General features: G+C 59.4%; 20 protein-coding genes. 1 reads left to right on the plus strand and 19 read right to left on the minus strand.

From position 1 onward, the window contains the following. Window position 1: 1 nt before the first annotated feature. From FAES_RS18370 to FAES_RS18420, 11 genes are read right to left on the minus strand one after another with little or no spacing between them, the layout of a single operon-like run. Window positions 2–1,948 carry a hypothetical protein gene (locus tag FAES_RS18370; RefSeq protein WP_015332734.1) on the minus strand — a complete coding sequence of 649 codons (1,947 nt, stop codon included), beginning with the start codon at window positions 1,946–1,948 and terminating at the stop codon, window positions 2–4. Between the two features lie 45 nt (window positions 1,949–1,993). After that, window positions 1,994–2,500, minus strand: coding sequence for a hypothetical protein (locus FAES_RS18375; RefSeq protein WP_015332735.1), 507 nt, complete (start codon window positions 2,498–2,500; stop codon window positions 1,994–1,996). 2 nt (window positions 2,501–2,502) lie between these two features. Next, window positions 2,503–3,291, minus strand: a complete 789-nt coding sequence (locus FAES_RS18380; RefSeq protein ID WP_015332736.1) for a hypothetical protein — start codon at window positions 3,289–3,291, stop codon at window positions 2,503–2,505. Continuing rightward, window positions 3,279–3,653 (minus strand): hypothetical protein, encoded by a 375-nt coding sequence (locus tag FAES_RS18385; RefSeq protein WP_015332737.1) that lies wholly within the window; start codon window positions 3,651–3,653, stop codon window positions 3,279–3,281. Before FAES_RS18385 ends, FAES_RS18380 begins: the two co-directional genes overlap by 13 nt. Beyond that, on the minus strand, window positions 3,634–4,041 hold the full coding sequence (locus tag FAES_RS18390) for a hypothetical protein (protein ID WP_015332738.1): 408 nt from the start codon (window positions 4,039–4,041) through the stop codon (window positions 3,634–3,636). Before FAES_RS18390 ends, FAES_RS18385 begins: the two co-directional genes overlap by 20 nt. Next, the gene (locus FAES_RS18395; protein WP_015332739.1) at window positions 4,041–4,601 is read right to left on the minus strand and encodes a D-Ala-D-Ala carboxypeptidase family metallohydrolase; all 561 of its coding nucleotides are present in this window, start codon (window positions 4,599–4,601) and stop codon (window positions 4,041–4,043) included. The genes FAES_RS18390 and FAES_RS18395 overlap by 1 nt, the downstream gene beginning before the upstream one ends. Next, window positions 4,598–5,137 (minus strand): exodeoxyribonuclease V subunit gamma, encoded by a 540-nt coding sequence (locus tag FAES_RS18400; protein ID WP_015332740.1) that lies wholly within the window; start codon window positions 5,135–5,137, stop codon window positions 4,598–4,600. Before FAES_RS18400 ends, FAES_RS18395 begins: the two co-directional genes overlap by 4 nt. After that, window positions 5,088–5,381 carry a hypothetical protein gene (locus FAES_RS18405; RefSeq protein WP_148289397.1) on the minus strand — a complete coding sequence of 98 codons (294 nt, stop codon included), beginning with the start codon at window positions 5,379–5,381 and terminating at the stop codon, window positions 5,088–5,090. Before FAES_RS18405 ends, FAES_RS18400 begins: the two co-directional genes overlap by 50 nt. A 13-nt stretch (window positions 5,382–5,394) precedes the next feature. After that, window positions 5,395–6,300 carry a DUF6712 family protein gene (locus FAES_RS18410; RefSeq protein ID WP_015332742.1) on the minus strand — a complete coding sequence of 302 codons (906 nt, stop codon included), beginning with the start codon at window positions 6,298–6,300 and terminating at the stop codon, window positions 5,395–5,397. After that, a complete protein-coding gene (locus FAES_RS18415) occupies window positions 6,300–7,652 on the minus strand; it encodes a hypothetical protein (RefSeq protein WP_015332743.1) in 1,353 nt (450 codons plus the stop codon). Before FAES_RS18415 ends, FAES_RS18410 begins: the two co-directional genes overlap by 1 nt. Further along, window positions 7,649–8,023: a hypothetical protein gene (locus FAES_RS18420; RefSeq protein WP_015332744.1), complete on the minus strand. Its 375-nt coding sequence runs from the start codon at window positions 8,021–8,023 to the stop codon at window positions 7,649–7,651. Before FAES_RS18420 ends, FAES_RS18415 begins: the two co-directional genes overlap by 4 nt. A gap of 109 nt (window positions 8,024–8,132) precedes the next feature. Between FAES_RS18420 and FAES_RS18425 the strand changes: the two genes are divergently transcribed. After that, entirely contained in the window at window positions 8,133–8,339 is a 207-nt protein-coding gene (locus tag FAES_RS18425; protein WP_015332745.1) for a hypothetical protein, read from the plus strand. A 571-nt stretch (window positions 8,340–8,910) separates the two neighbouring features. Here the strand turns inward: FAES_RS18425 and FAES_RS18435 are convergent. From FAES_RS18435 to FAES_RS18480, 8 genes are all read right to left on the minus strand, one after another. Next, the gene (locus FAES_RS18435) at window positions 8,911–9,270 is read right to left on the minus strand and encodes a hypothetical protein (protein WP_015332746.1); all 360 of its coding nucleotides are present in this window, start codon (window positions 9,268–9,270) and stop codon (window positions 8,911–8,913) included. Window positions 9,271–9,462: 192 nt separating this feature from the next. Beyond that, a complete protein-coding gene (locus FAES_RS18445; protein WP_041258090.1) occupies window positions 9,463–9,930 on the minus strand; it encodes a JAB domain-containing protein in 468 nt (155 codons plus the stop codon). Window positions 9,931–10,156: 226 nt separating this feature from the next. Beyond that, window positions 10,157–10,630: a hypothetical protein gene (locus tag FAES_RS18455; RefSeq protein ID WP_015332747.1), complete on the minus strand. Its 474-nt coding sequence runs from the start codon at window positions 10,628–10,630 to the stop codon at window positions 10,157–10,159. Between the two features lie 354 nt (window positions 10,631–10,984). Beyond that, entirely contained in the window at window positions 10,985–12,739 is a 1,755-nt protein-coding gene (locus tag FAES_RS18460) for a hypothetical protein (RefSeq protein ID WP_015332748.1), read from the minus strand. Continuing rightward, on the minus strand, window positions 12,690–13,274 hold the full coding sequence (locus tag FAES_RS18465; protein ID WP_015332749.1) for a hypothetical protein: 585 nt from the start codon (window positions 13,272–13,274) through the stop codon (window positions 12,690–12,692). The genes FAES_RS18460 and FAES_RS18465 overlap by 50 nt, the downstream gene beginning before the upstream one ends. Then, entirely contained in the window at window positions 13,271–13,558 is a 288-nt protein-coding gene (locus FAES_RS18470) for a hypothetical protein (RefSeq protein WP_015332750.1), read from the minus strand. Before FAES_RS18470 ends, FAES_RS18465 begins: the two co-directional genes overlap by 4 nt. Beyond that, the gene (locus tag FAES_RS29135) at window positions 13,555–14,139 is read right to left on the minus strand and encodes a phospholipase D-like domain-containing protein (RefSeq protein WP_015332751.1); all 585 of its coding nucleotides are present in this window, start codon (window positions 14,137–14,139) and stop codon (window positions 13,555–13,557) included. Before FAES_RS29135 ends, FAES_RS18470 begins: the two co-directional genes overlap by 4 nt. Continuing rightward, the gene (locus FAES_RS18480) at window positions 14,129–14,869 is read right to left on the minus strand and encodes a hypothetical protein (RefSeq protein WP_015332752.1); all 741 of its coding nucleotides are present in this window, start codon (window positions 14,867–14,869) and stop codon (window positions 14,129–14,131) included. Before FAES_RS18480 ends, FAES_RS29135 begins: the two co-directional genes overlap by 11 nt. Between the last annotated feature and the right edge of the window lie 50 nt (window positions 14,870–14,919).

Consider the following 14,919-nt stretch of genomic DNA (forward strand, 5'->3'; position numbering starts at 1 on the left):
GTTACGCGTTTGTTGGCGGCACGGTTGGCGCGACGTAGGTGGCACGGGCCCGAATAGGTTGGAGGCGGGCCAGCTGCTGGGCCAGCGCGCTCAGGCGGGTGCCGGTTTCACTCTGCTGCTGGGTAGCCTGGGCTTTGGGGACGTACAGCTGATCGCCCAGCTGCTGGTTCAGGTAGCCCTGGGTGGCGTGGTTGCCGAAGGCGGCCACCTGCTTCATGGTCGTCAGATCGGCGGCGGTCAGCTGGCGGGCCACGGCCGGCACGGTGGCGTCGACCGAGTTGATTACCTGCGGCAGGGAGATGCTTACCGCGCCTACGGGCTGAAAGCCCGGCGGTGGCGGGGCATCGCCGGGCTCGTCATCACCCCAGTAGCTTTCCCGGTAGCGATAGACGTAGCTGAAGGCGTGGGCGTACAGCGTTTCGCCGTCCTTGGCTTCCTTGATCGATTTACTGGCCAGGGCAATGGGCAGGGGCAGCAGGGCCGCGCCCTGACGGGCCAGCCGCAGCTTGTGGGGCGAGCGGTAGAAGTCGAACCAGCCGCGCAAATCGGCCTTCGTTCGAAACCCCGTCACCACCTCGACGCTCTGTTGCAGGGCCACGTCGTACTCGCTGTATTCGCCCTCCTGAAGGGCATAGTCGGCGGGCAGCGCCCGCTCGGCCAGTTCGCCGAAACGGTTCCACTCCGAGGCTCCTTTGCCCCAGCCGGTCAGGGTGGCCACCGCTCCGAGCGAATTCAGGTAGGCAAAGGGCCGACTCCAGGGGCGGCGGGCGTAGTCAAGCACGTAGCGATACGCCTGGCTAATGGGGCTGGAGCCACTGTAGAGGCGAACGCTGTACTCCCGCAGGTAGCGGCCGGCGGGCACCTTAGCCAGCAGGCCCAACTGAAGAGGCCCCACCGGTAGCGTGAGCTTTTCGCCCCGCGCCCAGGCTGAGGGGGCCAGCAGGTTGGTAAAGGTGGCGGTACTGTTATCGTCGAAGGTGAGGGTGCAGTCGAGCCGGACCGATGCCAGAAACACCCGCGTGTTGAGAAACGTCAGGTACTCGGTCGCATCGGGGGCCAGGTACCGGGCGCCATCGGTACCCAGCCGCAGCGCCCGATCGGCGCCGGCCGTGGCCCCCACCAGCCGCCCGGTGAGCGAAAAACCACCGTCGGCCCGTCGGCGGTAGTCGGCTCCACCCAAGTAGGCCCAGAAGGGCTCCGTGCGCTGCATGCAGCCGGGGCGCATCGGATTGCCCCAGGCCTCACTGAAGGCCAGAAAATAGGCGCGGCCCGAGTTTTTTGAGCGCTCCAGGGCCGGCACGTTCCAGGTGGGCCAGTCCACGTCCAGCAGCGGGTGCAGCACCTCGCCCACGTCGATGGAGGCCAGCCCGGCCGCGTCCACGTCGAGCCGCTGCTCGGTGACGCGCACAAAGTCGTCAGGGTTAGTGGAGCCGCCGGGCGTTTGCATCCAGACCTCCACGTAGACGCTGTACAGGTCACGGTAGGTGGGATTGACGCCGGCCAGTGGTTGCAGCGTTAAGACGTTACCCTGCTGACCCGCGACCAGCATGTAGGCCGTACCAGGCTGGCGGGCGTCGAAGCGGATGCCGCGAAAGCGCAGAAACCCCTCGGTATCGACGTGAATACGAAAGTTGGTGAAGGCCTCCCGCAGTGGGTAGTAGTCCTTCAGGATGGCGATAATGGCCGTCAGGTGGGCGTCGGACACGTCGCCGGCCGGAATCTCGTAGGGCTCCACGGGGGTGGTGCGTACGATGAGCTCCACCAGCTGACTGCCCCAGCGCAGCACGATGTGCTGGCCCTCGACCAGGGGCGTGCCACCGAAAGCGATTTTATTGATCGCTTTGGTGCCGGTGCTGATCAGGCGGCCGTCCGCCGAAAACGTAGCCTCCATGCGGCCACCCTGGGTGAGGGCAAACAGATCGGGCGGGGTCAGCAGCGTAACGGACATGGGGGCGAAATTGCCCCGCTTGCTCCCGCCCGGAAAGGAGGGCGATTAGTCAACCACCGGCAGTGGGAGCGGCTCTTCGACGACCCAGCGGAACGTGTAAGCCCAGCCATACCAGTGCGTGGCCAGCGCTGGAGTTCCTTCCCCGGCCAGATTACGCATCGGCACTTTGATGCACTCAGCTTCCAGCGGGCCCGAAATGGCATCGATCATCAGTTTGCCCAGCACCTGCTGACAGATGGCCCGGCATTCAGCGTAGGCCTTTAACTTGTCGCTGGGTGTTTTGTCCGTCTTACGGCAGACGACAAACGAGCCCTCCAGTAGCGAGTGGTGGTAATCGGCGCCGGCGTCGTCGAAGGCGTCGGTAAACATTTCCCAAACGAGCACGTAGCCCGTGTCCGGCAGTTCCGTCTGCGCGGCGCGCTCAAACTCCTGGGGGCTGCCCAGATCCGTCACTTTCACGAAGCGGCGACGGCCGGGGCCGTGGGCGATAGAAGAAATGGCGCTGGCCACGGCTTCGCCATAGCTGAAGTAAAAGTCGATCAGGTTCGTCATGGCTAGGTGTTATAAGCCTGTTTGAGTCGTTCATTTTCGCCGATCAGGGCGTCGAGCATGGTCAGTACCAGAAACGTGGGCTGCTTTTCGAGTTCGGCGAACGTGCCCAGCGCGCCGGTTTTGCTGGCCAGATTCAGGCCCACGTCGAGCCAGCTGGTCGACTCGCCACCGGACCCGCCCGGCTTTGGTGGTTTAAAGAGGTGAGTAAACTGGTCGGGGAAGGGCTGACGGGCTCCGACGTAGCACAGATAAACGCCCTTCAATACTGCCTCGGGTAGCTGCTCCATGACGGCCTCGTGAGCAGGCAGCCGCAGCCGATCGAAGCCCAATCGTCCCCCTTCGGTTTTTTGCTGCCAGAACCGGGCGCGTGGTGCGTAGAGGGACGCCGCCAGATCGACCAGGTGTTTAGGCTGCGGTTCGTCGGTGTAGGCCAGTAGGGCGCTTTCGGCAAACATAAACGCCCCGAAGGGCAGGTAACGCAGCCCGTCGCCGGGTCCGATCCACAGCCGGCCGCCGCGAACCAGCCGTGGCAGCAGCCAGCGATCGGGCAGCGTCAGTGTCCAGTCGAGCAGCTCGCAAAGGCTGGCCAGCTGCTCAGGAGCCAGCTGCCGCAGGGCCAGATACGGGATCTTGTACCAGAGTTGCAGCAGCGCAAACTTGCCCGCCGGCGCGCCGTCGAGTTTCAGCTGCCAGGCCATGAACTGAAGAAACTGCTTCGGGTTCAGATCAGCCCAACCAGACGGGCCCCGGTAGCGCAGTTGCCGCCGGGCCTGCATGACTACATGGTGCATAGGGTCAGCAGCGACAGGCCCAGCGCAATCAGGATGCCCAATACCCCCACCGTTAGCAGCCGCGTGCGCATCTGCTGCTTTTCGGCATCCGTCGACTGGGAGTAATTGATGGCCACCACCACGCCGGCAAACAGGGGCAGCGTCCACCAGGAGGCCGTCGTGGCGTAGTCGACGATCTGGCGGGGCATGGTTTTCGGCTGAAACAAACAGAACCAGGCCGCGATGGCGGCAAACAGCACCGTGACGGTAAACACGGTGAGCATCACCAGGTATACCCGGTTCTGGTGCGTCGAAAGCATAACCGCTACCAGCAGTAGCGTCGAGAGTGTCAGGCCGATGGCCTCAAGATGGAGTTGTGTCATTGGTTTTGCGAAGAGCTTGCAGCGCCGCCGCGCCTTTCAGGAGTACGTTGGTGAGCAGATCGATCAGGAACGGAATGGGCTTCTGGCGAAACTCCGAGCCCACGGCATCGGCGCCCCCCAGCACGTCGTTGGCCCAGTAGCCACCCCAGAAGGTGGCCAGCCACATGTCGTCCCACTCCAGGTGCAGATCGAGGTAGGCGTTGGCCATGAGCATGAACCCTTTGGTCAGCGTCAGGGCGACCGGCGCGCCGGTGAGAAAGCCCAGCAGGCCCTCGACGACGGCTACCTGCCGGTTACGGGCCGCGTGGGTGCCCGACCCCAGAAAGGAGAACAGCACGGCGTAGAACAGGCCAGGCAGGGCCAGCAGCACCCGGATGAATTCATGCATCAGATTGGATCGTAGACGGTCGTTTCGACCAGTTTTTTGCCTTGTTTGACCAGTGTCTTCCGGGCGCGCAGCACCTGTTTCCGGTTGATGCCATTCGCCCGGTAGCTGACGTGGACCCAGCTGGGTTTGCCGTTTTTGTCGGGGTATTCCAAGATCAGCTGGTCGAAAATGAAATTGGCCCGGATGTAGGCCAGCAGGGCGTCGTTACTCAGCTGCGGCAATCCATCACAGTCGATGTCGACGGCCTGACCCAGCATATGGGCCGACGTGCGCGAAGCCCCTTTGATACTCCGGTTCAGGGCCGGGGAGCGAAAAAAGGAGCTGATGGGCAGCTTAAACCCGTAATGATCACAAAGAGGGCCATAGATGCGGTTATACAGTACCTGCATGTTAGCCAGCTGGGCCGCGTTGGGTACGTTGGGGATACCCAGACTTTTGGCCGTGTCAGAGTGAATGGCCCGTTCGTAGGTACACCAGGGGCCCAGATCGTCCGGTGCTGGTGGCTGAGCCATAGCCGGCTTAGGGGCTAGTGGCTCCGTAGAGGCGGTTTGCGGGCTCATAGCAGCACGATCAGCGTTAGAATGGCCCCTACAATCATTCCACCCAAACCGAAGCGCAGGGGGGCTTTCTGGCCTTTTTCCAGTTCCTCGACAATAAACTGCGCCAGCAGCTGCGGGGTAATGGCCTTTTTGCGCAGCCGTGCGGACAGGGCCGCGCGGGCCGCATCGATGACGCGCTGCGCCTCGGCCAGCTGTGCCTGGTAGGCGTCACGTTCAGCCTTCAGGTTTTCCACGTCGCGTTGCAGCGCACGTTGCCGATCGTCGAGGTAGCTGCTTTCGGACTGCAATTCACGCTGGAGCGTTTCGTGCGCCTGGATCTGCTCATTCAGGCCGGCAATGGCCTGCTGTGAGCTGGTACGTACCGCGTCGGCCAGCGTCAACTTGGCTTTCAGCTGCTCGTAGAGGCCTTGATCGAGGGCCATGCCCACCGTGTAGGGGAACGGCTGGCCCCGCTTCATAGCAACGGCTGGGGCGGGTTGGGCCTGACTAAGGCAGATCGACATCGACAGTGTCATAAGCAGCAGCAGCGGCTTCATAGGCGTTGGTTGTTGGTTGGTTGCGTTCTTTCAGGACCTGCACGCGGGTGCGGGCCTCATCGACGCGGTGCAGGATCTGCACGCGGGTCGTATCGATGATCAGGATAGTGCGGGTCGGGGCCGGTTTTTCAGCTGGTTTGGCTTTACAGGCCGACAGCAAACAGATCATTAGCCAGGTGAGCATGGTGAGTACGGTGGCGGCCACCAGCCACTCCCGGCGCTCTCGTTTGAGGAATTCGTCCATGATAGATTGGGGGTTAAAAGCCAACGACGGCATTACCGGTGACGCGGTTTCGCGTGCCACCCGAAGCGGCCGGCCGCATGAGTTTGGCGATTTTGTTAAGGCCTTTTTCGGCCTGTAGATCGAAGTGGTCGAGCGTATTGCTCAGCCGTTCCTTGTCGGCGGGGCTGGCGTAGGTGCGGGCCGAAAACTCCGAAATGCCGCGCACCTGAATGCCCTGCTCGGTCACGTCGACGGCCCGCTCCCGAAGGGCCAGCGCCAGGGTGGCGTAAACCAGCGCCCGGCGGGCTTCATCTTGCAGATCCACCAGCTCCGGGCTGAGCGGGCTGGCCAGCAGCTGCGCGTGGCGATCCCCCAGCAATGGACGGATTCGGTCTTTCTCGGCCGTGCGCAGCGAGGGTTGCAGCGAGGCAAACGTGAGCCGGCTCCCGGCGATGTAGTAGTAGTGATCGAACACCTCGGCCGACCGAATCAGGTACGTCTGATCGGCCTGGTACATGGCCGACTGGGCGTATTCCGGAAAGCTCGACAGGTTGATTTCCAGGTAGCGCAGCAGCGCTTCCAGCCCGTCCCAGGCCTCGGCCTGAAGGGCGGCAATGAGTTTATCGTGTTGCCACTCGAACGCGTCTTTCTGGTCGGTCGACACCGAGCGCAGCACGCCCGTGTCGGTGACCTGCCCCACGCCCGATGCAGCCTGTTTCATTACCGTCAGGTTGGCGACGGGTACGCGCATCAACTCGGCCAGCTCGGCGTGCTGGGAAGGTGACGAACTAACCATGTTCATCAGCGGGGTGCCGACGTAGCGTTCGACAAACGCCTGGGCCACGCGCACCTTGGCGGCCAGCGATGAAAAGGCAATATCATTGGCCAGCACCGGCACGATCAGCCGGATTTCCGACGTGGCATTGAACAGCAGGGGCATCAGGCGGCGGGGGTGTTTAGCTCGGCGGTCGAGTGGCCGGTGTCGAGCGTAGTGGGTACGGTATCCCGGAAGCGGAACGTCAGGCGGGGGTGGCGGGCTTTCCAGCCGTTATACTCGGCCACGAAGTCCAGCAATTCCAGCAGGCAGTCCCGGAACAGGGACGACTTGGCCAAGAAGATCCAGAAGGCCTCCCGTTTGTCGCTACCGCCTGAGCGGCCGCCTTCCTTGCCGGAGGTATAGCCGATCATGGTGGGGTCCAGGCCCAGCGCGTACAGCAGCTGGCTGACGCCCTCGGAATAGTCTTCGTTGTATTTGCCTTCCTTGTGCTTGTCGTCGAGGGTTTTGATAACTACCCCGGTCGGCTTGCCATCCCGGCCCACCCAGGACTCGGTCATGACGGCCTTGTGGGCGTTTTTTACGCCGGTGAGCCGGTCCATGACTTCCTGCAGAAAGGCATCGCGGATGGCCATTTTGCCGTCGAAATCGGCCTCTTCCCACTTCTCCTGGTAATAGTTGGGCCAGTAGTCCATCGGCACCTCGATGTGGTAGCGAATCGTCATCTGATTCTGCATGGCCGCCTTCTTGAACTCCGGAATGGCTTCCAGCACGTCGAGCCAGCCACTGGAGCGCACGGCATCCCAGGCCGCCAGGGCATAATAACTGCGGTCTTCCGAGGGGAACGACAGCGGGTAAACGTATTTGTAGTCTTTGGCTGAGCGGACCCAGTCGACCAGATCGAAGCGTTCGGGGTTGACGGCCGGCAGGCTGATGGTCGTCGGGTCGGTGGTGCTGGCCTCGGGCCAGTTGGCCGACACGTACACGCGGTTGAGCTCGCCGGTTTTCTCATCCATCCGGCCCCAGCGGCAATAGGCCGTTTTGTTATGGTGCAATTGCACCACCTTCCGACGGTCCTTGCTCAGAATGAACTCAGGGAACGAGTTCCACCAAGTGGCGATGGCCAGCGCCGAATCGCGTAGGTACTTTTTGGTGCTGCGGCTGGCCAGAAACGTTTCGATCTCGGCATCGTCGATGGCGGTATCGTCGGTTTTGGATACGGAGGCATACACGCCCCCACCTACCCACAGTGAGGCAATTTCGACCAGGCCCCGGCGAATGATGGGGTTTTTGTCGATGCGCTGGCTGACCATCTGGGGAAAGCTGTTATCATCGCCCCAGTAGACCACGTCACCCTGACCAGGTGCACGGTCCTTTTTGACCACGGGCCTCGTCACGTTAGCCCCCACCGTGGCAACGGGTGCCGCAGGCATTCCTTTAAAGGAAACGACCGCCTGCACACCAGGCAGGTAAGCCGCCCGGCCAGAGGAGGCGAAGAAAATGCGGCTATCGCTCATCGGATGGGTTGGCCGTTAAGGGTCAGAATCAGATCCAGATGCACCTGCCGAACCTGATCGGAGTCAACAGCCCGGATTTTGCGGGTCCAGCGGCTGCGCTCGCTCCGGCCCTCGTCGGCCGGCGGGCAGTCGCCGCCTTTCTGGAACTGCCCAGAGCGACGGACCCGGTTACCAGGTACGTGCCAGATGGCCCTATCGAGGGTGACGATTTCGCCGCCGGTGCCTCTTCCTTCATCGGCCGTGCAGAAGGTGATGGCAAAAGGCGTGGGTACGCCCTTCGCATCACAGCGTTCGATGAGGGCCAGTGCGTCCTGACGGGACAGCACTGGCTGATTGAAGGGCATTACATAGGCGTGAGAGTTGGTGCGCATTGGACCCGAAAGAAGGGCCGCAAATTGCTCCGGGTGCGGGGGGAGAGAAAGGAGGGCAGTTAGTTAAACAAGTGTGGCATATTTGCCATAAATACCCTATCTTTGTTCTATGACAACCCAGCAGGCGATTACGCTCTTACTGACTTCGGATGAGTACCTGGCCGACTGGCTGCGCGCCGGGCATTCCCGGATGGACCGAAGCAACTACAAACGGCGGTTAAAGGAGGGAAAGTTATCGCTGGAAAAGCAGGATGAACTGCTCGAATCAGTGGGCTTCGTTGTCAAACAGGTCAAGATTTGGACCAAACCAAGTTAAGTGTAACTCGACAATTTATATAGCCATGCCACACACCTTAAAATCGTCCTCACTTGACCTAATCAACCTAGCTATAGTCATACAATATGCGCTTGCTAGTAAAGATTTCGCCGTACAGATGTACGAGAGATTTGACGAAAGAAAACGTCTAGAAACACATTCAGCTCTTGTCGATGTAATTAAATACGAGTCAGATAGGAATGACCTATTTAAGGCAAAATATGCCCAGCAACTCGCCCTATCTGACCAAAAAAGGCCTTGGACGTTCGCATTTTTTGCATTTGACAACGCAGAAGAATTGTATGCTTTGCTCGAAAAGCTACGGCGCGAAAAGGATAGTCGGCAGTAAACTTTATAAGTGATAGTCAAAAACCGATTTGGCCCTGCTGAATCGGTTTTTTGTTGTAGCTCGACGATACTCGTCCTGGCTATTGTGCTGATTCGGTCTGGTCCCCTTTTTCGGGGGCCGGGGCGGATCAGGCTAAGGGCAGTCCATAAGGGGGCCGCGCCGATCCGGCTCCTTCGTCCCCAGTGACAGGGCCGACCGTATATTTTTCCGATATGTGTACTACTAACTAGCTGCCTCGCTCGTCGGCTCGGCTGGTGCTAACTCGGTCGCTGGGGCTTCCTGTGGGCTGTGTCGGATAAACGCAATCTTTCGGCACTCAAATAAGGCGGCATCCATTACGCCCGCTGGGGTGTCGATGCGTGGCACATAGCGCGGCGCGTCGATAGGGCTGGTTTTTTCCAGATACAGGGCACCCATTAACAGGCCGTACTTTGTCTCAAAAACCGTGTAATAGTCCCAACCGGCGGGGGTTTCCTCTTGGCTGTAGCTAGGCGCAAAATCGTACCAGATAAGCCCGTTTTTTACGGCTCTATTGTCGCAGTCTTCCAGACTGTCCGACAGCAATTTTAACACTTCCTCCATATGGCTAGGCGTTGTTTGCGTAAGTAGTCCAAGGCTTGCCGGTACTCGTCGGCGGCTTGGGGGTCGTTGTTCTGTTCAAAGTGTAACCGAAGTTCTTCTATGCCGGGAATAACGCGCGCGATCGCATCAGCACGATAAAAACCAACGTCCGTGTATTCAGCAATGAGGTATTCCATTACCTCCACCATCTGACTATAAAAGTCCATCGTCGGCAAAGCTTAGGTACGTCGTTGATGTCAAAATCAAATGGTCTAGCACCTTAATATTTAGCAGGTTACCAGCGTCCCTAATTTTTCTGGTCTCGTCTTTGTCTGGCTGAGAGGGCGTAAGGTTGCCCGATGGGTGATTATGCGCCAAAATCACGCCGGTCGCATTTACGCCCAGTGCTACCTGAAAAATTACGCGTAGGTCCGTGCAGGTATAGGAAATTCCACCTTCTGACACTCGATAAACGGCTAGTACTTCGTTGGCCTGATTAAGAAGCAGAATGTAAAATTCTTCCCGCCATTCCATATGCCCACTCCAATAATGGCGCAATACATCACAGGCTACCTCACTCTTAGTAATACGGGGCCGGGGGCGGTTCACGTCATTTGTTGCCCTATAGGCAACTTCAATTTCACCCACTGAAAAGACAGGCGTAACGGTTTGGGGAATCATAAAGGGAGTAGTAAAGTGATTGTGTAACCGCGCCAAAAAATCGGGCTGTGATAGGGCGCGTCTACTGTTTTGCGCTTCCAGATAATGCGGTAGCCCTCGCGGCGGTCGGGCCTGATTACATGACAGATACAAGGCTCAAAATGAGCGGCGGCGAGCATCGCAGGGGGCGGTTGCGCGCGGCGAAACTCCGCGCGCAACTCGTCCACCATCAAGGCTTGAAAATCCGTCATACGAGCGGGATTTCCAGTAGAGCGTTTTCTACCTCCTTGATTTTAGCGGTTAGAATCGTGTCCAACTCGTTCACCAATAACCGGCTAAGAACAGGGTTCTTCGTGTTGAACTCCTTGCCCCGATCGTCTTTAATGGTGATACCCTGATAATAGCGGTTGGCTTCGGCCCCGTCAGAATCGAAGATAAATTCCTGAATCTGGGCCTTAGTCGCCTTCAACTGATTCAGGTTCGTATTCAACTTCCGCAATTGCTCGTAATGCTCGAAGTGCTTTTCAAGCTGCTGAATCCGCACGACTTTAGGATTAACGGGGGCGGGCTGCTCGGCGGCTGGCTCCGGGTTGGGCTGCTGCTCCGGGTTAGTCTTCGGCTCGTCCTGCGGCGGGGTCGAGGGGTGAGCAATAACGGAGGCAGACTCGTTTACTTCGCTTTTGGGCGCGTTGTTTTGGGCCACTTTTGGGGTGGTTTTCATGGTAAATTGTGTTTATAAGTGATAGTTTGAAAAAATTGCCTTTGAGATGTAACTCCCTCATTTGCAGTAGCTAAGTTACTGCAACTATGGCACATTTGCCATAGTTTTTTGATGTATTTTTTATCATTTTTTTCTATAACTACCTGATTTACATAGGCATTAGGGTAGATGGGCAAAAACGGCGAAGCCGGAAGCTGTCAGCAGACCCCGCCACGCACTGCGGAGGGGGTGCAATTGCAGGGGGTCGGGCCGTCATATATGATCGAGGGTGGGGGCCGGTGGGTGGGGGCCGTGCATCAAAACGCCCGACTGCGGCGGCGGTCGGGCGTTGGGCAAAGGGGCGGCGGGGCTGGCCTACACAATGGCCGGTAACAGGTGGGTCAGCTGCGGCTTGCTGATGGTGAGGTAATAAAACACCGTGTCGCAGGCGTCGGTTAAGTGGGTGGTCTGGTGCTGGGGTATCTCCCGGTTTTTTTCGTCGGCTTTGTCCTTCTCAAAACCGTTGCGGCCCTCCTTAGCCTCGGCGTCGGCCATTGCCTCAAAGGTGTACTTTGTATTCTCCCGGTTGAAGCGTTGAATGGCGAACCGGTCGTCGGCTTCCCTCAGGGCCACGCCCCACCCTAGATAGCGGGTCATGTGGCCGGGCACCTCCCCGATATAAATTTGGCGAATCTTCCAGCCCCGGCGCTTGAGTACCTTGATAACCTCATCGGCATAGGTCAGGTCTGACTTCCCATCCTTACCCACAGCGGTCTGGTCATAAACGTAATGCACCTCCTTTCGATGCCAGTACTCGTAGTAATCACAAAAGGCCTCGGTCACTGAGCTAATCTTGGCCGGTGAAGGGGCATAGAAGCTTTTGAGGTGCCGTACCATGTCCTTACCCGTCAGGTTACCCTTGGCAAACCGACTATGGCGCTGGGCTACGTGCAGACAGTTGAAGGAGGCCCCATAGTCACCGCCGAGCGTCAGGGCCTGCGCGTTGTCGATGTCGGCATCCTTCCTACAGTCGTTAAACGCGCGGGTGCCAAAATCAAATTTATCGACGTAGCTATAGTCGACTGCGTCATAGTAGTGCAGCTGCTCGTTAAGATCCGGGTAGTACTTGTTTTCACCTCCTGTATCCCGTTTGTTCAGAATCGAGGTGTTGAAGATTGAGCGGGGCATGGTGCGGTACATATCCCGGAAATACTTCAGGCCCAATACATGCACGTTGACAAACGACGAAAAATCCAGAAAGTGGGTCAACTCCTTACGGAGTTCATTGATCTGTCCCTCATAGTGGGCAATACGGCGCAACCGGCCGTTGTTATTGGCTGAGGTGGGCAGCTTCTGCTTTTCTCGCCAGATTTCCAGTTGCAGGGCCAGTATGAGTCGGATGGCTTCCTGATTGTGGGGTTTATTGCATTCGTCTTCGGCCTCGAAGACCCAGCGGCCGCCCTTGGTGGTCGGCATGTCGGTGGTGAATACCTCCCCGTGGTGCTCGGCCAGATGACCGAACCGCTCTTTGTTGCCCCGGTTGATGGGCCGGGTTTCCTCGTCGAGCTTTTTCTTGTTTAAAAATTTGACCTCATCCCCGATGATCCAGTCGACCGACAGACCGTTCGACGTGCCGGGCCGGTCCTGGCTCACCAGCCGCATGGCGGCGGCCGTGTTGCCGTTGCGGATGAAGATGCTATGCTCCGGGCTAAGGGGCGCGTTAAAGGGCAATTGCAGCTTGTATTTGGGATCAGGGAACCGACGTACCCAAAAATCGCGGTCCCGCTCGTAGCCCAGCCGTTGAAAGCCCTGAAACAGGGCGGGCAGCGTGCGGTCCAGCAGCTGAATGTACGTGGTACCCAAGGCCACACCCGACGAGCGCGGCATCACCTCTACGTTCCGATGCACGCGCGGGGCCAGAATACCGTCTGATTTACCACCCGCCCGGCCGATCACCGCCGTGCAGTTCGCGGCGCCGACCGTCAAAGCCAGCAATTGAGCCTTGTTCATGTGGCCCTCGGCCACTTCGATGCTTTCCTGGGCCAGCGCCTCGGTGTTGGGCTGAAGGCTTGACAGGACTTTATACAGCGCTTGTTCCATCGGCTGGGGGTACGTCTTCGAAGTCGACATCTTCGATGATGAGTTCTTTTTTGGCTTTTTCGCCCAGGAACCGCTGTACGGCCCGATCCAGATTCGGCACGTCCTTGGCCCCGACCAGCGCCGGATTAAACGACAGGTTCAGAATGATCTGTTTAGCACCGGCGGCTTCCTCGTCTTCGGGCTTATCGAAGCCGCCCAGCTTGATCAGATTGGCGTGGCACATGGCCTTTACCGAATCTTTATTGGTGGTGTGGGCCAGCTTCTCGATCCGGGCGCGCAGGCGGATTTTTTCGAATTCGCTGTTGATCTGCTCCATCGAGCCGAAAAACCGTTTACAGTCGCGCACGTCGTTCCAGGCCGTGCCTTCGCTGATTGTGAATTCTTCCACCAGCAATTGCACCACGTCGTAATCGGTGCGGGGCTGTAGGTCGAGCAGGTACGAGCGGGCAATCTTCCAGCGCATGACCCGCCCGGCCAGTTCGTCGGGTAGGTCTTCGCCTTTGTTAAAGTGGCGCATGATCTTGTCATAGATCACGTCGTAACGCGCCGCATCGGTTCGTTTCATGAGGGTTCAGTTTGGCGTTGCTGCTCCCGCAATTGCAGCATGAGCGTCTGGGCCGGGCTGCTGCCCTGGCGGGCAAGCGAGCGGCCGGCTTTGCGGATCTCCAGTTCGGCGGTAATGGTGCCTTTCTGGTAGGCCTGCCAGAGTTCGCCCTGGCGCAGGTACTCGGCCGTTACGTGATGGGGCCGCAGTTGCAGGAACGCGGCAATCTGTTCAAGGGAAAAGAAGTGGCCGGCCAGCTCTTCCACGGCTGCCAGCTGGGTGTCGTCGAGTGTAATCGGGTTCATGTCAACGGATGGGCTTTGCGCAACTCGGCATCGATCCACTGGCGGTGCAGCTGGGCCGCCTGCGCGTCGACGGCCACGACCGAGGCCTCGTAGCGGGGGTTATTGGTGAAATTGGCACTGGATACCACGGCGATCTGCCAGGTCTCGTTCTCGATCACGGTAACTTTGGCGTGGTTGGCCGTAATGCGCACCCTGGCCGCCTGGCAGGTCAGGAAGGCGAGCACCTCCGGGGTACGTACCCGGACGCGGCCGTCGAGCAAGGCGTGCAGGCTTGTGATCACACCGGCGTCGAGCCCGCGCACCAGCTGACGCACGGCCGTTTCCGACATCGACCAGGTTGCCAGCGTCACGCGGGCCGGACCAGTCAGGGCCAGCAGGTGAAACAGTAGCTCGTGCATGGCCCACAAACCAGCTGAAGCCAGGTGATAATGGGTGCCAGGCTTAATGCAGGGAAGCACGTCGAGCAGATCGCTGTTCGGCGGGCAGATCACGCCGTCGACGGGGGTTTCCAGGGCAACGCCAACCGCCTGTTTTACCTGCGGCTGCGTCAGATCGGTGACGGCGGCGGGGTCAAACAGCATCGGCGGGCGGAGTTGAGCCCGTCAGGGCGGCTTCCAGTAGCTCCCGCTGCGCCTCGTACTCCCGCAGCTTATCGGCGGCGGCCTGCCGGGTCTGGGGCGTGGTGGCTGCCTTTAGCTTCTTTTTGTAGCGGGAGATGTAGGTACGCACGTTGAGCAGCGTGGCGCGGTCGTCGACCGAATTACTAACCAGCTTGGTCTGCACTATCGGTAGAAAGCCGTGCTCGTCCAGATAAGCCACCCGCGCATACACCTGATCGATCTGTAGAGTCAGCTCCTTGATGCGGTAGGCAACCTGCAAACGCATTTGCCGGGCGGGTTCGTCGTCCTGCACCAGCGCGGCTAATGTCCGCAGCCGTGCCTTCTGTTCGGTGCGCCGGTCCATCAGCCCGTAGGCCTGTTGCAACAGCGCCGCGCGGGCGTTTGCCGACGTGGCAGCAGCCGGCGGGGCTGGTTCGATCGCTGGTGCATCCACGTCAGCCAGACTACTGGCCACCGTGGATGCGGCCGACGTGGATGCGGCCGACGCCACTGGTTCGGCCTGGGGGCTGTGTTCGCTTAATTGCGCCGTTAACGCTCCGCTTAATTTGCCGCGGGTAAACCGGTCTTCGCCCCGCTTCAGTACACGCAGCAGCAGGCCCTCGTAACCCGATTGCACAAGCAACGCCAGGCCTCGATCGTACTCGGCCAGTTCGTCGGCCAGCCATTCCCGTATGGCATCGTGTAGGGTCATTGTTTGGCTAGAAAAAAAGGACGGACCGACTAGGGCCCGTCCTTCGTTGT

The sequence above is a fragment of the Fibrella aestuarina BUZ 2 genome (genome assembly GCF_000331105.1).
Taxonomy (GTDB): Bacteria; Bacteroidota; Bacteroidia; order Cytophagales; family Spirosomataceae; genus Fibrella; species Fibrella aestuarina.